The following is a 22,163-nucleotide window of genomic DNA, read 5'->3' as shown; positions in this document are numbered from 1 at the left end:
CCCCATCCTTGACGTGAGAGCAATCGAATTTGAAGCAGGCACTTAAAGGCGCACTCCGCGCCGGCGGATGGGCGATCAGCTTCATCGCCGCAGCGTTCTTCATACGCCAGCTGCTACAACAGGGCATGGCACTTCCCGCCGAGTCCGCTCTAAAAATCTCGGGGATCGTGCTGCTTTGCGCCGGAATCTATGCGCTCGGCATGGGATTGATTGCATTCGTGTGGGCGGGCTTGGCCACGTCAAGAAGCGTGGCCGTAGATCGGCGTGCGCGGGTGCAGCTGGCTGGAACCTATCTTCGCACCCAGTTCGCGAAATACCTGCCAGGCAATGTGTTCCAGTACGTCGCTCGCTATGCAGTGGGCCGACAGCTGGGGGTTCCTCACCAGTATCTGGCGGCATCGATCCTGCTGGAAGCATTTCTGCAGGTCTGTGCGGCGAGCCTAATCATCGGACTGTTCGGCATGTCGCTCGTCCGGCAAATGTTCCCGGCGCTTCCATCCATACCTGGCGCGCTGGCATTGTTATTGTTGCTTGCATTCCCGATCATTGCATGGGCTCCCCGCCCTGGGTTCATGCAATGGCTGCCCCATTATCGCCTCATGCAGCTGGTGGCATCACTGGTCGGCTACCTGGCATTTTTCCTGATTTTCGGCGGACTTTTCCTGGGAATCCTGGCCTTCATGACAGAGCAGGCACAGCCCGTGGTCAGGATCATTTCCGGCAGCAGCCTAGCCTGGCTGGCTGGCTTCATCCTGCCGGGCGCCCCTGCCGGAGCAGGCATGCGCGAGGCGATCCTGAGCGTGGCATCCTCTGGTGGTCCCGCTAACGGTCTACTGTTGACGTCGATCGTCCTGTTTCGCTTGAGTACGCTCATCGGCGACTTCTTCGCTTTCCTCATTGGATCTGCGTCGAGTGCGTATTTTCGAAAGCGCATATCGACCGCCCCCTCCGAAGCGCCATCTCATTAGTCAATGCAGGAAACCTGCATCGACTCCTCCGCCAAAAGGCTATCTCAATGAAATTGATCATCCAGCTCCCCTGCTTGAACGAAGCCGGCACGCTTGCCATCGCGGTCAATGCGCTGCCGCGACAGGTCGAAGGGTTCAACAAAGTCGAGTGGCTAGTCATCGATGATGGGTCCACTGACAGCACCGCCGACCTGGCCAGGCAACTGGGCGTCGACCACGTCGTTCGCCATCCTGTCAATCGCGGTTTGGCGACCGCATTCATGACCGGCCTGGACACCTGCCTGCGCTTGGGCGCGGACGTGATCGTCAATACCGACGCGGACAATCAGTACGACGCCCGCGACATCCCAAAACTCACCTCGCCGATCCTCGCTGGTGAGGCCGATATGGTGATAGGCGGCAGGCCAATCAGCGAAACAGAGCATTTCTCCTGGGTCAAGAAGAAGTTGCAACATCTCGGAAGCTGGGCCGTCAGGATGGCAAGTAAAACCGACGTGACTGACGCCCCAAGCGGGTTTCGCGCAATCTCTCGCTCGACAGCGATGAGGCTCAATGTTTTCAATCCTTATACGTACACGCTTGAAACCATCATCCAGGCGGGCCTGAGCAACCTCCGCGTCAAGTCGGTCCCGATCCGTACCAACGAAGATTTGCGGCCATCTCGGCTGGTAAAGAGTATTTCCAGCTATGTAAGACGCTCACTTGTAACCATCTTCCGCGTGTTCATCGTATATCGCCCAACGTTTGTATTCTTCTCACTGGCCGGATTGACTTCTTTACCTGGTCTTATCCTGTGCGCGCGCTTTGCCTACTTCTTCCTGAGTGGCGCGGGGAACGGACACGTCCAGTCACTCATCGCCGCTTCAATGTTGCTGATCATTGCTGCGCTTATCGCCCTGATCGGCGTGCTCTCGGAAATTATCTCGGTCAATCGAAAGTTGATGGAGAAGATCCACTTCAGGATCATCGAACAGCAGATCAACGACCAGCTCAAATCGTAAATTCTGCGTATGTGCTAGGCCTCACTTGCGAGCTCCAACGACGGCCGGAAGAGCACGCAAGGCGGGATACCACAGGCACAACGGGATGTGTGCGGATTCTGCAGCCCTGGGCAAAAGATTCCGTCATCCCCCCCCATCTCACGCTCATGGAGAGCACGTGCTCAGCCCGTGACTATCATCGAGAGGGCGTCATGAGATCAAAAGAAAGCTCAATGAATACAACAGAAATTCATCAGAATCATGAAATTCCGAGATCGATCTGGCCACAGGGAGCATCAGCCCTGCGCGCAACAAGCATGATCGCCATGTTCACGCTGGCGATATTTGTACATGGCGCGATCCCCTTTTTCACGACCCCGACACTCGGCCAAGCCCTTTGGATCGATGGCTTTGCACGCTCGTTTGCAAATGACGGATTATGGACCATCTTTGCATCCTCCATCGGCGCCCCCCAGCCTGCGGCAATCAGCTTTGGACTATCCGGTGCCTGGCCGGTTGCCGCACTACTATCCATCGGTTTCTCCCCGGCGGATGCCTATACGCTGATTATCGACCTCTGGCTCGCGCTGGCGATGTGGGGAGCCTACAAACTTGCAAAGCTGCTTGAGGCACCATTTTGGACGGCGCTCATTGGCGCCACGGCCTGGATTTGCTTGCCAATTGTATGGTGGCACTCCCGCTACAGCATGCTTTCGATCGGCTTTGCGCTTCTTCCGGCCTACCACTGGACCCTACTGCAGCTCCTGCGCACTGAAAGTACCTCACTTGGAGTCATCTGCGTACGCGCGCTCTCCCTACTGGCAGCGTGCTTGGTGGCAGTCTTCATGGACGGCTACACCTTCGTGATGTTCGCCATCGGGTCGGGCATGATGCTTGTCGCCGAGACAGTACGGCTCCGCCATCGCAAGCTGGCTCGCCAGGGCCTGAACTTTTCCCTCTACGCGCTTTGCTTCGGCCTTGCGTACATGTCTTATGCGCACTTCGTGGGCAGGGGCGACTTCAATGCAGAGCCGCTGGATTTCTTCCGTGCTTTTGGGCTGGACCCTACGTACGCGCTCATTCCTACCCGCGGAATCTCCTGGCTGGCTGACACGATCCATTACAGCGTTGCACGGCCCCCCGAGCGGCAATTCGGCGACGCGTCGGTATGGTCCACTACGTTTTTCCTTCCAGCACTGGTGGGGGCTTGCTGGATCATGGCGACCGCCCGCCGACGGCCCGCGATGATCTGGTGCGCGGCGCTGATAGCCTTGCTCGGCTTTTATCTGGCGCTTGGCCCATCATTGAACCTACATATTGCGCGCGACCCAGGGCAGCAGCCTAATCTCGCTGCGATGCCGGCAGAATCTTCGGGGATCGCGACTGGCACAGGCTGGATATCACAGCATGTACCCGGGCTTCGCAACATGCGTGCGAGTTATCGCTGGGCTGGACTCGGAGCGCTTGGACTTTGGTTGATTATCATGCACGGGGCGGCGCAGTCTAGGAGGCGGGGGCATCGGGATGCCACACTCATCGCGCTCACGATGCTTGCGTTCTCACTGCCCAGACTCGGCCCCCACTACCGAGAAGCCGCGGGCTACCGACAGGCGTTCGAAGAGATCGATGCCAAACTAGTGACACCGCTTCGCGCCGATGCGCCGGCGGGCGCACTGCTCGCGATCCTCCCTTGGGGAAACGACTTCCTTGCGACCTATCTGGCCCCCTCCGCTGGGTTCAACACTTTCAACATTGGCGGCGACAAGAACCTAGCCGCTGCACGAAAACAGTGGCCTGCCGTAATGCGCGATGCCCGAAGCAAGTCCATCGACGGCCAACTTGACGATCGAGTGGTGGCACTCCTGGAATCCGGCGAGGCGGATATCGTGATGTTGCCCTATTTCGACCTTCTTGTTGGGGCGCACCAATGGCCTGCGGCGCGACCATACGAAATGGATCTCCAACCAGTCATAGATCAGCTTTCGAACCATCCAGGCCTGCAAATCCACCGCCACCCATACTTCACTACCGTTACGCTCTCAAAGAAATGGGTTGATGCTACGCCAGCAAATGAGCGGGCTAGCGTGACCCGGCACTTCGTCTGCCTCCCACCGGAGTGTTTGAAGAGCGATTTCTCGCAAGAAAAAATCCCGAATAGCCAAGTCGGATTGCAAACACAGACCGGCATAACGACGACAGCCAAAGCGGGCTACCTGCTTTTCGGCCCTTATGTTTCACTCAGCGCGGGTCTCTATCGCCTAAAAATGTATGGCGAAATCACTCATGGGGGGGGCGCTTATACCGACATCAGCTCCAGCGCAGGGAAATTCGTGCATACGAAGATCGATCTCCCTGAACAAGCCGAGGGGGAGCTCCTCTCGCTTGAGCTAAACCTTGATGAAGATGTTACCGATGCGGAGATTCGCGTATTCGCGAGACAAAGCAGCAAGCTCACCATCACTAGCTACAAGCTTGAGCGCGTGAACTCACAGCAGTCACACATCCTCAAATAACGCGCCCACGGTGATTGATAACCCCCCGCCAATTAGCTGACGTCAGAAGTGGAATTTTCTCGTACGCTTTCCCGAGGAGGTTCCATGAAGAAGTCCCGCTTTACCGACAGCCAGATCGTTGCCGTGCTCAAGCAGGCCGAGGCCGGCACGCTCGTGCCGGAGCTGTGCCGCGAGCACGGCATCAGCTCGGCGACGTTCTACAAGTGGCGCAGCAAGTTCGGTGGCATGGATGCGTCGCTGATGTCCCAGCTCAAGGAGCTGCAGGACGAGAACCGGCGGCTGAAGAAGATGTACGCCGATGCCCAGCTCAGCGCCGATCTGCTGAAGGAGGCGATGTCAAAAAAATGGTGAGGCCATCTCAACGCCGGGAGATGGCCCGATGGGCAGTCCAAGGCGGGCGCACGAGCATCCGGCACGCCTGCCAGACCTTCGAGCTGAGCGAGACCTGCTTCCGCTACCAGGTCAAGGCGAGCGAGGAGAACGTCCGGATCGCCGACTGGCTGGTCCGATTGACGACGACGTATCGCGACTGGGGTTTTGGCCTGTGCTTCCTGCACCTGCGCAACGTGAAGGGCTTTGGCTGGAACCACAAGCGGGTCTATCGCATCTACCGGGAGTTGGAGCTGAACCTGCGGATCAAGCCGAAGAAGCAGCTGGTCCGCGAGAAGCCTGAGCCGCTGATGGTGCCGGAAACGATCAACCAGGTCTGGTCGATGGACTTCATGCACGACCAACTCAGTGACGGCCGCAGCTTCCGACTGTTCAACGTGCTGGATGACTTCAACCGCGAAGGATTGGGCATCGAGGTCGATCTGTCGTTGCCAGCCGCCCGGGTGATCCGGTCGCTCGAGCAGATCATCGAATGGCGTGGCAAGCCCAAGTCAATTCGTTGCGACAACGGCCCTGAATACCTCAGTGGCGCGCTGTTGACCCGGGCCGAACAGGCCGGCATCGGCATCGAGCACATCCAGCCCGGCAGCCGCAGCAGAACGCCTATGTCGAACGCTACAACCGAACCGTGCGCTACGCCTGGCTCGCCCGCACCCTGTTCGACTCGATCGAACAAGGTGCAGGACAAGGCCACCCGCTGGCTATGGACTTACAACCACGAGCGCCCGAACATGGCGCTTGGTGGCATCACCCCCCATGCAGAAACTGGCACTGGCCGCTTAACTCCATTTTTGGAGTCCGCTAAAAGTGGGGGGATTACCCACACCGCAGCTCGGCCTCGAGCCGGCGGATCTCGGCCGAGTCACTCGGCACGGCCCGCACGTTGGGGACGTGTGCCGTCTTCCTGGTCGCCTGCACCCGACCATACAACGTGTGCTTAGGAATCCCGATCCGATCGGCGACATCCACCACCGCGAAACCGCGCGCGATCACTTGCCTCCCGCCTTCCGATCGGAACTCATCCGTGTATTGCTTGTTGTTGCTCATGAATACCTCGGTCATTGCCATCAATTATGGCAACCAGATGTCTACGAAAGGCCGATCGGTCCACAGATCAACTTTTCTTGGCGACCGAGTACGAAGAAAGGCTCACCGTCGCGCCACCCTGGGTAAGCACGCGGACTTCCAAATCGCTGACATCATTCGACAAGGTGAATTCTAACTGGGGGAGCGCGCCCACGGCAGTTGCGTCCACCCCTCCATAAACGCGCCTGCCCTTATTCGAATCCACATCCAAGCGAACCTTCGCGCCTACCGGAAGTTCACCCACTTCGCCCACGAAGGTGACAGTGTAGGTGCCTGCCTTGAAGGCCACATAAGGGCCAAACAACAGGTAGCCATCCTTCCCGCTGTTACTCAATCTCCCATCGGCCAAAGCTCCGCTCTGGCTATTAAACGTGTCGCTAGCTAGATCTTTACCAAGCGAATCCAGTGCACCAAGCACGTTGCCCGACTCGGCAGCGACACCTTCAGCAGCGCGACCCAGCGGCACTTCTTCATTTTTCCCGCAACCCGCCACCAGCACCAGTGCAGCCATAGTAAAAACACAGCCCAGATTTTTCATTTATATCTCCGATGAGTAAACCCCGCACATTGCGGGGCCGTAAGACTCGAACCAGTCCCGCCGAATCCGCACTTCGCGGGCAATATGGCAGGCCACTATGTGAGATCAAATTCAAGCCAGCATCCACCGTAAAGTTTCCCGCAGCGGCACTGCATCCCATTCGCCCAACAGGCCACGTGCGCGCGAATTGTCGCCGCTCAGCGTCCTCACCTCATTGGCACGCACAAACGCTGGATTTACCCTCAATTCGATGCGATGGCCGGTCAGCTCCTCGCACATCGCAACGACTTCACGCAGCGAATACGTGACGCCGGAACTGATGTTGAAGGTGCCACCAATCGCTTGCAGCCGCTCGACCAAGTGCCGGTACAGATGTACCACCGTGCGCACGTCGCTGAAATCACGCCACACGTCCAGGTTACCGAGTTCGATCACCTCCGCTCTGCGACGGAAATGATCGACGATCTTCGGGATCAGGAAGTTACCCGCCTGGCCAACCCCGGTGTAATTGAAGGGACGTGTGATGACCAGCGGCAACTTGTCCCGCCACAGGCTGGCCATGTATTCCATCGCCAGCTTGCTCACCGCGTAGTCGTTGGCCGGCGCAGGCAGGGTACCCTCATCCAGCGCACCTTCTGACGTATTGCCATAGACATTCGCGCTACTGGCCAGCAACACACATTCGGGCGTCTCCACGGATGAGGCCGTGGCCTCGAGCAGATTGCGCGTGCCAATCAAGTTGACCTTATAGAAATCATCCGCATTGCCGTGACCAACGAATGCCAATGCCGCCAGATGAATTACGACCTGAGGCCGCAACTCCGCCAGCACCTCCCGCAGCGCCTGGACGTTGCTGAGATCGACCTGGTGATAGCCGTGTTCGGTGCCCGGCGCGCTTCCTATTCCCGACACCTCGTAGCCATGCCGTTCCAATTCAGCCACCATGTAGCGACCGGTAAACCCGTGGATACCGGTGACCAGTGCGCGCCTGCCCATCGTCGCAGACATCAGAACGACGCGCCGTTCTCGTTGCGACGCAAGTCAGCCTCGACCATCATCACGCACAATTCCTCCAGCGTGGTCTGCGCTTCCCAGCCCAGCTTTTCCTTGGCCTTAGCAGGATTTCCGATAAGCAGATCCACTTCCGCAGGGCGATGGAACTTGGGGTTGATGCGCAGCACTGTCTTGCCAGTAGCAGTGTCGACAGCGACTTCGTCGATGTCCCTGCCCTTGAACTCCACCGCAATGCCAGCGGCCTTGAACGCCAGTGCGGCAAAATCACGCACGGTTTCCGTGCGGTTGGTCCCCAGCACGAAGGTATCCGGCTCGTCGGCCTGCAGGATGCGCCACATGCCTTCCACGTACTCCTTGGCGAAACCCCAATCGCGCTTGGCATCGAGGTTGCCAAGCTCCAGCACGTCCAGTTTGCCCTGTTTGATCTTGGCCACGCTGTCGGTGATCTTGCGGGTCACGAACTCGCGCCCACGCAGCGGACTCTCGTGGTTGAAGAGGATGCCGCTCGAACCGAAGATGCCGTAGCTCTCACGGTAGTTCACCGTCATCCAGTGCGCGTAGAGCTTTGCGACGCCGTAAGGGCTGCGCGGATAGAAGGGCGTGGTTTCCAGCTGTGGGATCGCCTGAACCTTGCCAAACATTTCGGAAGTGGACGCCTGGTAGAAGCGGATCTTCGGATTGATCAGGCGAATCGCCTCGAGCAGATGGAGCGCACCGATGCCCGTAATGTGGGCTGTGGTGGTCGGCTGTTCGAAGCTGACGCCGACGAAACTCTGGGCCGCGAGGTTGTAGATCTCGTCCGGCTGGATCTTCTGGATCATCGAGATCGTGGTGCCTAAGTCGGTCAGATCATATTCGACCAGGTGCAGGTCTGGATGCCCATAGACACCCAACTCTTCGATGCGCCAGAAATTCACCGAACTGGTCCGGCGATAGGTGCCATACACCGTATATCCCTTCTCCAGCAGAAGCTGAGCCAAGTACGCCCCATCCTGACCGGAAATGCCTGTCACCAACGCGATCTTTGTCATCTTGATTCCCTTACGGTTGCAGCTTCGAGGCGAACGCGAAGCATGTCTATGAACTACATCAGAATATTACTGAATCACCTGCAAAATATCTCAGCTAAAGCCCTGAAATTTCTCCGCCTGATTTCCGGGCGAAGGCACCAGAACCACGCTGTCCAGGGAAAGCTCCGCACCCTCGTCAACCACGATCCGGATTTCGAGATTGGTAACAGGCCTTTCCAACACGAATTCAAGCTGGGCTAGTAAAGATTGCGATGACTCTCCGTCCTCGGCCACCACATGCAGGTCTGCTCGTGCATGGACCTGCTGCCCGTGTGAACTGCATACGTCCATCCAGCCGTCGCCTTTGCCCTTGCCGTGCAACTTCACAAGATGCGCTCCTGCTGGCAAAGGCACGTACGGCCCATAAAGAAAGAAGCCTGCTTTCCCCGTGGTTTCCATACGACCGCGCTGCAGTTCACCCACACCCAGCTGAGTATTGAAACGGTAATCGAACGCACCGAACCTGCGTATCTCGCCGGGCATCCATTGGTGCACCCAACGATTATTCTCCACAACATCGACCAGTTGTGCGGTAGCCGCACTCCAGGTTAGCCAGGACATTTCGCCGGATGGCGGCGCGCGCCCCTCGATATCGAGTTCGATCCAGTGTTCAACCGCTGAAGCAAGACTCTCTGCATCATAGCCAGCGAAGTAAACCGCATGCTCGCCGACGATTTCACGAAATACGGGCAAATCGCGCACGATCAGGGGCACCCCATGGTGCGCCGCCTCGATCAACGGCAATCCAAAACCCTCGCCTTCCGAGGCATTTACCAAGGCCGATGCACACTGATAGGCAGCCAACAGCAAGTCATCACCAGCCTTCTCGAACCAGAACAAACGCTTGCCGCGCATCGGGTGCCGACGCATCCGTTCAATGAGCGACTCAACCAGCCAGCCGGGCTTGCCGATGATAAGCAGATTCACGTCCATTCCTTGCGCCCACAAGCGCTCGAACGCAGACAGCACTTGCGCATGCCCCTTGCGCGGTTCAATGGTGCCAACCATCAGAAAGGTTGGTTGCTCACCCAATGCCTGCAGATCATGAGTGTGTGGATTCGCCTTTCCGTCCGCTCGTGACACAACAGCCAAGTCGGCACCGAGATGGAACCAGCCAATCGAAATCGGTCGCTGACGTGCTGGCCGCGACTGGTTAAGCCAGGACTCGAATTCATCAGCGACCGCCCGCGAAATACACAGAACACCATCGCAGACATCAGCGACTGCCTCATACCAGGATCTGAACAGCGGCAATAAATGCGGTTCGAAGCAGTCCTGCCGCAGCAGGGGAAGCAAATCATAAACAACAAAATATTGCTTCACCCCGCGGGCACGCATACTCCTGAAATTTTCAATGTGTGCAGGAATTAAATGGGCGGCCAAATCCAGCCCCAGGAAAACATCGCCCTGACGCATATCGACGACATCGTCGCCGGACAAGATATCCCCCCCAAAATAACGCTTCCCGCAATATTCCCGCGCGCAATGGAATACCCCGTTGCTATCCATATAAACCGGCTCAACCCTGCGATCCACAGGGGGCTTGTCCATTAACTCATCCAGCACATGGCGAACCACGCGCTGAATCCCCGTACCAGCGTCGTGCACGGCGAGATTTGAGATATCCACGAACCAGCGCGACCGTGCATCTGCTCGCGGCTGATTTGCCGCAAGCGAAGCCGAGAGGCTCGCCAAATCCTGCACACCAGCCGTGGCCAACGAGGGGTGTCGCCGTAGATCAGCCATTGCAGCATCCACTCGATCACGCCAGGGCATTACGACAGCGGCATCAACCGCATGCCGCTTGACCACCTGACACTTCCCGAGCAAATCCAATGCGTCTACTGGAACAAGTTCAGACAGCATATCTACATCGAAATCGGCATCGATGGCGCGACGCAGGCCTGAATAGCCCGACCATCGATACACCATATCCAATAGCAAGCCACGGTCCATTTCAGCCAACGCAGACAATGCCCGACCAATGCCCGAACTGCTCACAATGACATCTGCAGATCCGGTGGCCGCGATCTGCAGGATCTTTGCGCAGTACGCATCGTTCGTCACCTCAAGCACAACACGGTCGAAGCCTGCCCGCTGCTCCGCCGCGAACCTGGAGAGTGGATGACGCGCCGACACTCCACCGCAGTTCTTATCGGCAAACACGATGGCGCCAGGCAGACTCTCAGGCAACTTTGATCCAGGCGCAGGCAACAATGCCGTACGCTTGCCATGCTCCCTACCTAGAGCCAAGGCGTTTCCCGTACCTGCGTCGCGGACATGTGCGAGTTCCATCGCCTCAAGCGCCTTCCGGGCTGACTCCGCCCAGGAGAATCTCCCCGCCTGCACGGCGGCATGCTCGATAAATCGCCGACGAAATCCTTCATCCGTCAGGCCCATCTGCATTCCTGCGCGGATCGAATCCACATCGCCAGGATCGACCAGCGCTTCTTTCATGCCGATGACCTCCGGCAAACTCGATGTGTTCGACCCGATGACCACGGCGCCGCTAGACATGGCTTCCAACGCCGGCAGGCCAAAGCCCTCCTGCAAGGAAGCGAACACATAGAGCGCGCATAGATTGTAGAGCTTGACAAGATCGACATCCGGAACAAACCCGGAGAAAACGACATCATCGTGGCCCAATCCACATTCTACCATCGTTCTCTTTAGTGCATTTTTCTCCGGCTCCGGCGCACCACCGACGATCACCAATTGGTGATTTTCCCGCAGCCCGACAGGCAGCCTCGCATAAGCGAGGATCAGCGAGCCGATATTCTTGCGTGAATCGAACCCGCCCGCATACATGATGAAGGGCTTGCGTATCCCGTAACGCGCCGCGAGTTCCGCGCGAAACGACTCTGCATCGGGAAGACGGGTGAAAATATCATCCGCCGCCCCGGAAATATCGACAAGTCGCTCGCCATCAATGGACAGAAGCTGCTGCGCCTCCTCACATGAAAACTGCGAGATACCTAATAACTGGTTCGCCAGCTTCAGATGCTCGATTTTCTCCATGTACCATTGATGAATCCTTTTGTCTGCCAAATATGTCCGCTGATGCGCCAATGGAATCAAATCGTACAAAGTGACTGCCGTAATCCACGGATCATCCTTGGACAGGCTTCCCACAACGTTATCCGCGACCCCCTCAAACAGACTGGCCACATGGACTACGTCGGGATTCAATCCGAGAAGTGCATCGCGCCTCGCAGTCTCAGAGGCATACCAACGAAACGTGTTTCCCTCGTGCAGGAATGAACTGTGATCAATTCCCTGCCAGACAACGATATCGCATTCAGGCACAAGTCCCTCGAACTGCACGCGCAGTCCTTCGATGGACTCCCCCATCGCCGCATTGAGCAACAGCGAAATCCGGTGACCACGCGACTGAGCCGCCATGGACTTGGCCAACGCCAACGAATAACGACCGATGCCTCGCCTGCCACTCTCCGGCGATTGACATGCCTGCAAATCCAGCACGATATGCAACTTATCCCCTTTCATCTCAGTGCCGCTTTCCTTTGCCTTTATTCGTCTGGACCGCATGAATATGCTGGTAGATTCGCGCCCCCTGCCTATCCAGTGACTCCAACACGTCCGGCCCATCTGGCTCAGACATGCCTCCTGGCAGATCTATTGCCTGAGACGCCCCAAACAGGAACGAACGTGCACGGACAATCAAGGCAGAATCCTCGCCTATAACCGCCACAACGATGCGACGCAACCAACGCAACTGGGCAATCCAACGCAAAGAGGGGCGCAGCATGCGCGCCGACCACCTCAACACTCGATAGCCGAGTCCGGCCAGCGCCTTCGTACCCGCATGCAGGAAGCGTTTGCTAGCTCGAAGCGGCCAACTGACGCGCCAAGAAGTGCTGGCATGGACCGCCTGAATCAGCCCTCCCAAGCGCCAAACCTCCGCATGCGACGCGCCCAACAGCTGTCGGTGCTCAACCAGCGCCGCCTCACGACGCTCATTCTCCGCCCGCAAAAACGCAATCGTCTCCAAAAAACCGTTGCGCTCGGATGACTCGCTGCTGCTGCCCTGCTCAAGCAAACGACGATGCTCGACCAGCGCCGCCTCACGACGCTCGTTCTCGGCCCGCAAAAACGCAATCGTCTCCAAAAAACCCGTTGCGCTCGGATGACTCGCTGCTGCTGCCCTGCTCAAGCAAACGACGATGCTCGACCAATGCCGCCTCACGACGTTCGTTCTCCGCCCGCAAAAACCCAATCGTCTCCAAAAAACCGTTACGTTCGGACGACTCGCTGCTGCTGCCCTGCTCCAGCAAACGACGATGCTCGACCAGCGCTGCCTCACGACGCTCATTCTCCGCCCGCAAAAACGCAATCGTCTCCAAAAAACCGTTGCGCTCGGATGACTCGCTGCTGCTGCCCTGCTCAAGCAAACGACGATGCTCGACCAGCGCCGCCTCACGACGCTCGTTCTCCGCCTGCAGGAACTTGGCGGTATCTCGCCACTGATCGCGTTCGAATACAGCAGCCTGCCCTTCGTTCCGCACGGCATCAAGCTCGTACTCGGAAACCCGTATAAACTCGTCGAACACATTCGGCGGATGCGAGAAGGCGACGTCCAAATCACTTCTTTCATCCGCGATATAGAACCGGTTCAATCCGTCATCATAGATAAAATGATAGCTCCGGCCGGTAAGTAATTTCTCCCACGGCTCGTAGGCTGGCTTCTCACTCAAGGGCTCCGTGGCTTCGACCAAAATCACCCATGGCCGTACCTTTTCCAGGGAGAATCCGCGCAGGACATCCTCCTCCCCCCCCTCACAATCGATCTTGAGGAAATGGACGTCGCCGACGTCATGCGCCGCGCAGATGTCGTCAAGCGTTTCGCACGGAACATCCACCTCGTCCACCGCAAACCCTGCATCCACATGCCGCTGCGCATATTCCGGATTAGCTGTGGACAACCCAGTATCCTTAACATCGTAGAAACGAAGTGTCCCCTTCTCGCTTGACGCCGCCACTCCCAAATTTAGGTCATGGGGACGCTGAACCTCCAACTTCCCCAGCCAGCGGCGGGACGGCTCAATGTTGATTCCGCGCCATCCGCGCTCGTAGAAAGCCTTGGTAACGGAGAACTCCTGCGGATCCTGTGCACCAACATCGATGTAAAATCCCTTTCCAAATTCGCGCAACGCACGCCAGAGCATTACATCTTCGTAATTCTGTGCGTAGGAAACAAAATTCACAACACACTCCTCACAGAGCCATCAATCTTAATATTGATTTCGAAACCCGAATCAAGAAAATTGCTACCAATGAATAGCGCCCTGTCCGCATTCATGACATCGAATACCAAAGCATTGTCCGTCCATTCGTAATTTTTCTCAAAATGCGTATCCGAACTCACCAGCGCTGGCGAGAATGAATACGAACCCGGCCCCAGAGAACATTCAAAGGACAGCACAAATTCTAGAATGGTGCCAGCCTCTACTTTCTCCAACCTCTGCCCTGTGTGCCAGGTGTTCGTACCCCACACCACATGACCAAGACGATCCCGCAACATGTACCCAAGCACTAGCGCGGGAACATCTTGTTCGACCTGGACCTCCGCTACCAACTTCAGTTTCTGCCCAACCTTGGCCAGCTTAACGTCTTCGCCAGAATCCGCGTCTAGCAATCGCAGGCTGCGTAGCCGGGCCTCACCAGTGCCGCTTCTCGTATAGAGCCAACCATCGCGCTCACGCCTTTGTTCGACGCTGAGTTCTGCGTTTTCCTTGGCCGCAACCAGCGCGTTGTAGTAGTCAGCAACCTCGTCCGGCAGGCCGTCTTTCCGCACCCTGCCATCCACCAGCAAGATGGCACGATCGCACAGTGTTCTCACATCGTCCATGCCGTGGCTGACGAACAACAATGTCGTCCCCTCTCGCTTGAACTGGCGGATACGCTCGAAACTCTTGTGCTGGAAGTAGCTGTCACCCACGCTCAGCGCTTCGTCAACAATCAGCACATCCGGTCGCCATGCAGTGACCACAGCAAATGCCACGCGCATCTGCATACCACTTGAATAGGTTCGCATCGGCTGATCGAAATATTCGCCAATTTCAGCGAATGCTTCGATCTCCGGCATTTTAGACATCAGTTCTTCTTGCCCATGGCCCATCAGGCCAGCGACATGGCGCACATTATCACGCCCACTGAGGTCTGGATTGAAGCCCATCCCCAACTCCAAGATCGCTGCCACTTTACCACTCAACACCACGGCCCCCACCGTGGGTTGAGTGGTCCCCGTAATGAGTTTGAGCAGGGTGCTTTTCCCGGCACCGTTCTGACCGATGATCGCTACACTTTCACCAGCATCAATGGAGAAATCAATATCCCTCAACACCCAATGCTCTTCCAAAGGCGAAACTGGAAGGCCAAACCACGAAGCCACGCGCAGCCATTCACTACCCCACTTGCGATATGCCTTACCGACACCCTTCACCTGCACAATGCCACTCATAACGCATCCACCATTTCAGGACTGGCACGTCGGAACATAACGAGTGCAAGAAGGCCCAGCCCCACGGTCGCGGCAATCAACCAACCCAAGTCACCCCATAGCGGAGGATGGTTGTACAGCAACACATTCTGATAGCTAGAGACCAGAGGATACAAAAGATTGAACTTGAACCAATATTGCGCGCGCTCAGGCAGGATGCCCAGGTTGTAAACAATGGGGGTCAGCCAGAACAGTGCCTGCAGGATCACGGGGACAACCTGCCCGATGTCACGCATGAATACGTTCATCACACCTAGCAGCACCCCGATGGAAAGCGCAAAAAACAAGGTCAGCGCCATAAGAACAGGCAACCACAACACTTCCCCACCCGGAACATGTCCAAGCACCGCGAAGACCAAAAGTATTGCAGCCAGCAACAAGAGATTATTGACCAGCATCGTCCCACCAGCGATGAAGGGAAGGCATATGCGAGGGAATGCCATCTTCTTCATCAAATTACCACTCTCTATGAAGAGCGTCAGCCCACGCTGCACGGTCTCGGCAAACATGCTCCAACATAACGTTCCAGCCATCAAATATAGCGCGTACGCATATTTATTGTTGATCCCAGGAAGCTTCGCCGAAAGCACTTCAGACAATATCGTGGCAAAGATCAACACCTGCATGAGTGGATGAATAATCATCCACAAGGCCCCAAGCTTACTCTGGATAAAACGACTTCTCAGGTCATTCCTGATCGAGGAAAAAATAAAATACCTGTAGGCCCACAAAGGCTGCAGCATATCTTTCATTGGAATGACATTCCTGTAGGGATGAATACCTGGCCGAAAAAGAAAAAATCCGGCCCGGAAAAATTAATGCCCGCGCGAATCAAGACTGCAGACCCTGCGCACGGCTGTAAATCGCCGACTGCAAACCCCTCTTATGGGCCAACTTCTCCCAAACTAGGGCCTTCACCATCTTCCGGAGCCGCCTACTCGCCGCACGCGCCCCACTGGCATCAAGCGCCGCATCGCGGACGTGCCACGGAAGAATCGCAGCATTGGATACGACGCCGTGCCGCCGCAACATATTGAGCCCCTCAATATCCGGCACCAGCACCCGGTCGCAGGCCCGAAGCGCGCGGATAAACGACGACGACCAGTTCCCAGCACCCGAATATTCATCCAGTATCGCGATGACAACGCGCCCATGCTGCAACTGCCCGGAGACCAGGTCCGGAAGCTGCTCTGATACAGCAATTTCTCCATCCACATGGATCGCCACCACCGCAGCTCGCAGCTCATCCATCATGGATGACATCTTCGCAACTGCACTGGCATCGAGGACGCGCCAGCAACGCCTTACCTCTGCCGGAAGGCGCGGAACATTCCCCGTCTCTGGCGCCAGCACGACCGCCCTGTCAGGAAACGTGTCGACCAGGTCGGCAATTCCCGCACCGCGCCCATCCTCTCCGGCGAACCTTCCGATCCAAGAGATAATCGGTACGCCCACGGTCGCCAGCGGGAGCTCTGAAACGGCGCGCGAGAATTCAATAAAACGGCCCGCCACGTCGACCCAGCGGAATCCGGTGCGCAGCAGCTCCCGCCCGCGAGCCGTTTTCTCGAGGCGTTTCCCAACTGGCAGCGTGTAAACCTCGCGAAGAATCCCAGCGAGATGTTCGCTGGACGGCTCAGCCCAGACCGAGTCCGACAAATCAAACACCGTCTTCGCCGGTGCAAATACATAATCGACCAACCATGCCGTGTCTTCCGTGCAGAAATCGCACTGCCCTCCCCACGCGGTAGTGATGACCGGCAACCCTGAGATCATTGCCTCAGCCATTGGCAGGCCGAAGCCTTCCGCACGACTTGGCGCAACAAGGGCATGACACTGCCTATAGAGATGCTTGAGCTGCGCAGCGGGAAGATCACACTCGATGACAACGACATGCGGAAAATCCGCACGTATCCCGCGCACCTGCTCCACCTGGCGCCAGATGTCATTCATCGGATTCTTAAAAGTCTTGATGACCAGCGACACATCGTCTGCATCGTTGAAAGCGTCGCCGTACGCCTGCAACAAGACATCGACTCCTTTCCGCGGCATGCACGAAGAAACGTGGAGGAAGCGAAAGCTTCTTGCCTGGAGCGGAAACTCACCGTCGTCCGGGATTCGATCCCAATGATCGACACCGGCCCCGCAGACCGACAGCGGCAGGCCAACACCGCTATCAACGAGCACCTTCTTGACATGCATCGATAGCGTCGAAACACCCTGCAGGAATTCATTGAAGTCGTCGACCCACGGCGTTGGGAGCTCAGACTCCTCCCAGGCATAGGCGTGAAGAAAATTGAGCCTCGATGTCATATCCGAAACGCGCGGCGGATACAGCAGACGACTACTCACAGCAGCAGCGGATGGTGTCAATGCAGTCGCATTGGCATGCAACCGCGCAAGCACCGGCTCACGCTGGAGGAAACCCGAATCAGGTGAAAAGTCCCCCGCCCCGTCGGTCGAGTGAAGGGCCACGAACACCCCTAACCCATCAAGCGCGCGCGCCAGCTCGCGATTTACCAACGCCAAGCTATAGCTACTGTCAAACGGACCTTCGATCCGCCAAGACGCACCTGCGGATGGTATCTCGCCGTTTCGATGTACTTCGCGCACAACATCTTCATTGGTGGAAATCGCGGCAGCTGCGGCCATGAGATCCTCTTCCGGCACTACATCGTCGACTTTCCGCACCGCCGCGAGTTCGCTGATGAGCGCAGCTCGGCTTGCCTCCTGCTCAGCGATTCCCGCCCGCCATCCGATGATCTCCTGGACTGTCTTTTGTCTACTTTCAAACGCATCAAGTGCTCGCGATGCGCTCGATGCCCATGAAAATTTTCGCGCTTGCCGCAAACCATGCTCGCGCAGCTCTCGTGCAAACAATGGATCGCCAAGCACGCTCTGGATGGCCGCGGCAATGGAAGCTACATCCATGGGATCAAACAATGCATCCTCACGCCCGATCACCTCGGGAATGCTGGTCAAGGCAGAACCGATCACGGCTGTGCCGCATGACATCGCCTCCAGCACAGGCAGCCCGAAGCCTTCCTGCAGGGACGGGAACACAAAAAGCGCGGCGCCGGAATACAGCTCGACCAAGGCCTGATCACTGACCTGCCCGACAGTAACCATGCGATCAGGCTCGATACGGTGCCGACGCGCAATCAGCTTGAGCCGTCCCAACTCAATGTCGGAGAGACGGCCACTGATAACGATCTGGTACTGGCTGCGGGTCTTCCCAGGAAGCATTGCATAGGCGGCCAGCAGACGCTCCAGATTCTTGCGCGGATCCATCGCGCCGCTGTACATCAGGTAATCCCCCTGAATGCCGTAGTCACGCTTGAACTGACGACGCAGATCCTCCGTCATCGGCACCGGCCGGAAGATGTCCGATGCCGCAGACGAGATGTTCACGACACGATCTGGAGCCACGGACAGGACATCCACGACATCACGTCTGACATGCTCGGAGATCGCAAGCAACAGATCGGCGCGTCGAAGGGACGACATCTTGTCGTGATACCAAGGCTGCGCCCAATCGCTGGCGATATAGCTTGGGTCATGCAGAGGGATAAGGTCGTACAGGGTGGCTGCGGTAAACGGCGCAGGCGTTCGCACGCCGATGGACGTCACCGCCTCATCCAGCCCACCTTCCACAAGACTCGATACATGGACCACATCAGGTCGCAGTCCCTGCAGGAAAGCCTCGCGCATGTGTTCGGAAGCCGCTCGGCGCCATGCATTACCCGGATCCCGCCAATGCACCGGCTGCACCGAATGAAACCTTACGGCTCTCTCCGGAGGCAACAGATCTGCCAGCGCACCGAATGCGACCTCTTCCATGTCGCCATTGCTGACAAGCCAGAACTCATGTCCACGTGGTTGACGCAACATCGCTTCTGCCAGTGCCTGCGAATAGCGCCCAATGCCACGATATCTACTGGCTGTCTGCGCGCCCTGCAAATCGATCACGATACGCACGCCTCAGCCCTCCTTCGCGATCATGGCCTTGCGCAGCTCGTCATAAATATTCGCACCTCGTGCGGAAAGCCGTCCCTGTCCAGCGAGGTCACTCCTCCGGCCACTGATTGCCAGGTGCCCATGACCCATGACATGAGCCAACCCGATACGTACGCCAAAGCGCTTGATCGTCATGAGCATGCCGGGATTAATCGACAACAGGCGCAATATCCCCGCCTTCAGTCGCGGACGCAGCAACACGTAACGCATGCCCGCAGCCAGCCATGCACGAACGCTCCCACGCCGCTGCTTGACGTCAATCCCTGGGGCATTCATGAGACCGACCTCTCCGATTCCCGACGCAAGAACACTGCGAGACAGAAAAGATCAGCGAATTCAACGCCCAAGTGCATGCATCAGGTCCGCCATCAGATCCGCCATATCCTCCACCCCCACACTCAACCGCACCAGCCCATCGCTGATGCCAAGCCGGGCCCGGCGCTCGACGGGAATGGAGGCGTGGGTCATCAGCGCCGGGACGTTGACGAGGCTTTCCACGCCGCCGAGGGATTCGGCCAGGGTGAACAGCTGGGTCTTTTCGCAGAACCGTTTGGCTGCCTCGGCGCCGCCCTTGAGTTCGAACGAGATGATGCCGCCGAAGCCGGTCATCTGCTTCACAGCCAACGCGTGCTGCGGGTGCGAAGCCAGGCCGGGGTAGATCACTTTCGAAACGGCATCGTGGGTTTCCAGCCACTGCGCCAGTGCCAGTGCGTTGTCGCAATGCGCCTTCATGCGCAGATGCAGGGTCTTCAGTCCACGCAGGGCGAGGAAGCTGTCGAACGGGCCCTGCACCGCGCCGGCGGAGTTCTGCAGGAACGCGAGTTGCTCGGCCAGCTCGGTATCGGCACCGACGACTGCGATGCCACCGACCATATCCGAGTGGCCATTGAGGTACTTGGTGGCCGAGTGCACCACGATGTCGGCGCCCAGGCCCAGCGGGCGCTGCAGCATCGGCGAGGCGAAGGTGTTGTCGACCACCACCAGCAGGCCGTGCTTGTGCGCGATGTCGGCGATCGCAGCGATGTCCACGATCTTGAGCATCGGATTGGTCGGCGTTTCGATCCAGACCATCTTTGTATTCGGCGTGATCGCCGCCTCGAACGCAGCCGGATCGGTCAGGTCGACGAAGCCGAAGTCCAGCCCCGCACTGCGCTTGCGCACGCGCTCGAACAACCGGTAACTGCCGCCGTACAGGTCGTCCATGGCGATGACGTGGCTGCCGCTGTCCAGCAGCTCCAGCACGGTCGCAGTGGCCGCCATGCCGGAGGCAAATGCGTAGCCACGGCTGCCGCCTTCCAATGCGGCCACGCAGCGCTCGTACGCGAACCGGGTCGGGTTCTGCGTGCGGCTGTATTCGAAGCCAGTGTGCTCACCCGGACTGCGCTGGGCGTAGGTCGAGGTGGCATAGATGGGCGGCATCACCGCCCCGGTGCTTGGATCGGGGGACTGCCCGCCATGGATGGCAAGCGTCGCCAGAGCCAGGGTGCTGTCGCCGTCCTGGCTCCCGCGAGTATGTTCGGACATGAAGGACTTCCGTTAGTGCGGTCTGGATTCTAGCAGCGCCGTCACCGGGGTGACATGCGCAAGCCTCTGAATTTAAAACTGAATGCGCGTCACTGCACGCGCCGACGCAGGTAGTTCAGCAGGTCGATCCGGGTGATCAGGCCCAGGAACTTGTCGGTGGATTTGTCCGTGACGATCGCCACCTGGCCACGGTCGAACACCGGCAGCAGTGCTTCGATCGGCGACTTCACATCCAGTCGCTCCAGCTTGCTGACCATCGCGGTGGACACCGGGTCGCCGAAGCGCGCCTCGTCGCCATAGACATGCAGCAGCACGTCGGACTCATCGATGATGCCGACCAGCTTCTCGCCTTCCATCACCGGTAGCTGCGAGACGTCGTAGAGCTTCATGCGCTGGTAGGCGGTGGTCAGCAGGTCGGTCGGCGCCACGACCACCGTGTCCTTCTGGCTGTACGGGCGTAGGATCAGGTCGCGCAGATCCCCGTGCTGCGGGCGATCGACGAAGCCGTTGTCCAGCATCCAGTAGTCGTTGTACATCTTGGACAGGTACTTGTTGCCGGTGTCGCAGACGAACACCAGCACCTTCTTGGGCGTGGTCTGCTCGCGGCAGTAGCGCAGTGCCGCGGCCAGCAACGTGCCGGTCGAGGAACCACCCAGGATGCCCTCCTTGGCCAGCAGCTCACGTGCGGTCAGGAAGCTCTCGCGGTCAGCAATCGCATAGGCACGCTTGACCCGGCTGAAGTCGGAGATCGGCGGCAGGAAATCCTCGCCGATGCCTTCCACCAACCAGCTGCCGGACTTCTCGCTCAGGGTGCCTTCGTTGATGTATTCGGTGAGGATCGAGCCGACCGGGTCGGCCAGGACCAGTTCGGTGTTGGGTGAGGCCTTGGCGAAGGCGCGCGACAGGCCGGTCATGGTGCCGGAACTACCGCAACCGAAGACGATCGCGTCCAGCTCCCCGCCCATCTGCTCCAGGATTTCCGGGCCGGTGCCGAACTCATGCGCGGCCGGATTGTCCGGATTGCCGAACTGGTTGATGAAGTAGGCCCCAGGCGTCTCGCTGGCGATGCGCGCGGCCAGGTCCTGATAGTACTCAGGATGGCCCTTGGCCACATCCGAGCGGGTCAGCACCACTTCGGCGCCCATCGCCTTCAGGTTGAAGATCTTCTCTCGGCTCATCTTGTCCGGCACCACCAGGATCAGGCGGTAGCCCTTCTGCTGGGCCACCAGCGCCAGGCCCAGGCCGGTGTTGCCGGCCGTGCCTTCGACCAACGTGGCGCCGGGCTTGAGGTCACCGCGCGCTTCGGCAGCAGTGATCATCGACAAGCCGATGCGGTCCTTGATCGAACCACCCGGGTTGGCGCTCTCCAGCTTCAGGTACAGCTCGCACGGACCAACGTCCAGGTGCTGCGCCCTGACGATGGGAGTGTTGCCGATGAGGTCGAGGACCGAAGAATGGATCGCCATGCGGGAGGCACGCTCGTCATTGGGGTCGGCGATTATGGCATTGCCGCCATCAAGGTCTGTTCAGGCGCTCATGACCCGGG

15 protein-coding genes and 1 pseudogene are annotated in these 22,163 nt (G+C 58.2%); 4 read left to right on the top strand and 12 right to left on the bottom strand.

All coding sequences use genetic code 11. The annotated features are described in order from the left end of the window. Positions 1–29 precede the first annotated feature (29 nt). The 4 genes and pseudogenes from O8I58_RS15105 to O8I58_RS15090 form a co-directional block, all read left to right on the top strand. Positions 30–968 (top strand): hypothetical protein, encoded by a 939-nt coding sequence (locus O8I58_RS15105; protein WP_298317795.1) that lies wholly within the window; start codon positions 30–32, stop codon positions 966–968. A gap of 47 nt (positions 969–1,015) precedes the next feature. Next, a complete protein-coding gene (locus O8I58_RS15100) occupies positions 1,016–1,969 on the top strand; it encodes a glycosyltransferase family 2 protein (protein ID WP_298317792.1) in 954 nt (317 codons plus the stop codon). Positions 1,970–2,160: 191 nt separating this feature from the next. Then, complete coding sequence (locus O8I58_RS15095; protein WP_298317789.1) at positions 2,161–4,461, top strand: hypothetical protein; 2,301 nt, start codon at positions 2,161–2,163, stop codon at positions 4,459–4,461. A gap of 84 nt (positions 4,462–4,545) precedes the next feature. After that, positions 4,546–5,606 (top strand): annotated as a pseudogene (locus O8I58_RS15090) (IS3 family transposase); the annotation flags it as partial. Between the two features lie 359 nt (positions 5,607–5,965). On the opposite strand, the gene O8I58_RS15085 reads toward O8I58_RS15090, so the two are convergent. From O8I58_RS15085 to O8I58_RS15030, 12 genes are all read right to left on the bottom strand, one after another. Next, positions 5,966–6,475: a hypothetical protein gene (locus tag O8I58_RS15085; protein WP_298317787.1), complete on the bottom strand. Its 510-nt coding sequence runs from the start codon at positions 6,473–6,475 to the stop codon at positions 5,966–5,968. A 111-nt stretch (positions 6,476–6,586) separates the two neighbouring features. Beyond that, on the bottom strand, positions 6,587–7,483 hold the full coding sequence (locus tag O8I58_RS15080; protein WP_298317784.1) for a GDP-mannose 4,6-dehydratase: 897 nt from the start codon (positions 7,481–7,483) through the stop codon (positions 6,587–6,589). Beyond that, positions 7,483–8,520 (bottom strand): GDP-mannose 4,6-dehydratase, encoded by a 1,038-nt coding sequence (gene gmd / locus O8I58_RS15075; protein ID WP_298317781.1) that lies wholly within the window; start codon positions 8,518–8,520, stop codon positions 7,483–7,485. The genes O8I58_RS15080 and gmd overlap by 1 nt, the downstream gene beginning before the upstream one ends. A gap of 90 nt (positions 8,521–8,610) precedes the next feature. Further along, on the bottom strand, positions 8,611–12,066 hold the full coding sequence (locus O8I58_RS15070) for a glycosyltransferase family 4 protein (protein ID WP_298317779.1): 3,456 nt from the start codon (positions 12,064–12,066) through the stop codon (positions 8,611–8,613). Between the two features lies 1 nt (position 12,067). Beyond that, a complete protein-coding gene (locus O8I58_RS15065; RefSeq protein WP_298317777.1) occupies positions 12,068–12,688 on the bottom strand; it encodes a hypothetical protein in 621 nt (206 codons plus the stop codon). Next, positions 12,645–13,784: an FkbM family methyltransferase gene (locus O8I58_RS15060; protein ID WP_298317775.1), complete on the bottom strand. Its 1,140-nt coding sequence runs from the start codon at positions 13,782–13,784 to the stop codon at positions 12,645–12,647. The genes O8I58_RS15065 and O8I58_RS15060 overlap by 44 nt, the downstream gene beginning before the upstream one ends. Beyond that, positions 13,781–15,040: an ABC transporter ATP-binding protein gene (locus O8I58_RS15055; RefSeq protein ID WP_298317772.1), complete on the bottom strand. Its 1,260-nt coding sequence runs from the start codon at positions 15,038–15,040 to the stop codon at positions 13,781–13,783. The genes O8I58_RS15060 and O8I58_RS15055 overlap by 4 nt, the downstream gene beginning before the upstream one ends. After that, positions 15,037–15,831 carry an ABC transporter permease gene (locus tag O8I58_RS15050; protein ID WP_298317769.1) on the bottom strand — a complete coding sequence of 265 codons (795 nt, stop codon included), beginning with the start codon at positions 15,829–15,831 and terminating at the stop codon, positions 15,037–15,039. The genes O8I58_RS15055 and O8I58_RS15050 overlap by 4 nt, the downstream gene beginning before the upstream one ends. Before the next feature lie 79 nt (positions 15,832–15,910). After that, positions 15,911–19,054 carry a glycosyltransferase gene (locus O8I58_RS15045; RefSeq protein ID WP_298317765.1) on the bottom strand — a complete coding sequence of 1,048 codons (3,144 nt, stop codon included), beginning with the start codon at positions 19,052–19,054 and terminating at the stop codon, positions 15,911–15,913. Positions 19,055–19,057: 3 nt separating this feature from the next. Further along, entirely contained in the window at positions 19,058–19,303 is a 246-nt protein-coding gene (locus tag O8I58_RS15040; protein ID WP_298317763.1) for a hypothetical protein, read from the bottom strand. A 126-nt stretch (positions 19,304–19,429) separates the two neighbouring features. Beyond that, on the bottom strand, positions 19,430–20,617 hold the full coding sequence (locus O8I58_RS15035) for a cystathionine gamma-synthase (RefSeq protein ID WP_298317760.1): 1,188 nt from the start codon (positions 20,615–20,617) through the stop codon (positions 19,430–19,432). A gap of 89 nt (positions 20,618–20,706) precedes the next feature. After that, positions 20,707–22,083, bottom strand: coding sequence for a pyridoxal-phosphate dependent enzyme (locus O8I58_RS15030; RefSeq protein ID WP_298317757.1), 1,377 nt, complete (start codon positions 22,081–22,083; stop codon positions 20,707–20,709). Positions 22,084–22,163 lie beyond the last annotated feature (80 nt).

Source organism: Pseudoxanthomonas sp. (assembly GCF_027498035.1).
GTDB lineage: Bacteria > Pseudomonadota > Gammaproteobacteria > Xanthomonadales > Xanthomonadaceae > Pseudoxanthomonas_A.
The sequence above is the reverse complement of the archived record's forward strand: the minus strand, read 5'-3'. Positions and strand labels throughout refer to the sequence as shown.

What these genes read in the sequence shown, in the direction of transcription:
- O8I58_RS15085 (WP_298317787.1), bottom strand. Translation starts at nt 6,475, where the DNA reads ATGAAAAATCTGGGCTGTGTTTTTACTATGGCTGCACTGGTGCTGGTG.
- O8I58_RS15050 (WP_298317769.1), bottom strand. Translation starts at nt 15,831, where the DNA reads ATGAAAGATATGCTGCAGCCTTTGTGGGCCTACAGGTATTTTATTTTT.
- O8I58_RS15070 (WP_298317779.1), bottom strand. Translation starts at nt 12,066, where the DNA reads ATGAAAGGGGATAAGTTGCATATCGTGCTGGATTTGCAGGCATGTCAA.
- O8I58_RS15040 (WP_298317763.1), bottom strand. Translation starts at nt 19,303, where the DNA reads ATGCGTTACGTGTTGCTGCGTCCGCGACTGAAGGCGGGGATATTGCGC.
- gmd (WP_298317781.1), bottom strand. Translation starts at nt 8,520, where the DNA reads ATGACAAAGATCGCGTTGGTGACAGGCATTTCCGGTCAGGATGGGGCG.
- O8I58_RS15055 (WP_298317772.1), bottom strand. Translation starts at nt 15,040, where the DNA reads ATGAGTGGCATTGTGCAGGTGAAGGGTGTCGGTAAGGCATATCGCAAG.
- O8I58_RS15080 (WP_298317784.1), bottom strand. Translation starts at nt 7,483, where the DNA reads ATGTCTGCGACGATGGGCAGGCGCGCACTGGTCACCGGTATCCACGGG.
- O8I58_RS15030 (WP_298317757.1), bottom strand. Translation starts at nt 22,083, where the DNA reads ATGGCGATCCATTCTTCGGTCCTCGACCTCATCGGCAACACTCCCATC.
- O8I58_RS15035 (WP_298317760.1), bottom strand. Translation starts at nt 20,617, where the DNA reads ATGTCCGAACATACTCGCGGGAGCCAGGACGGCGACAGCACCCTGGCT.
- O8I58_RS15100 (WP_298317792.1), top strand. Translation starts at nt 1,016, where the DNA reads ATGAAATTGATCATCCAGCTCCCCTGCTTGAACGAAGCCGGCACGCTT.
- O8I58_RS15095 (WP_298317789.1), top strand. Translation starts at nt 2,161, where the DNA reads ATGAGATCAAAAGAAAGCTCAATGAATACAACAGAAATTCATCAGAAT.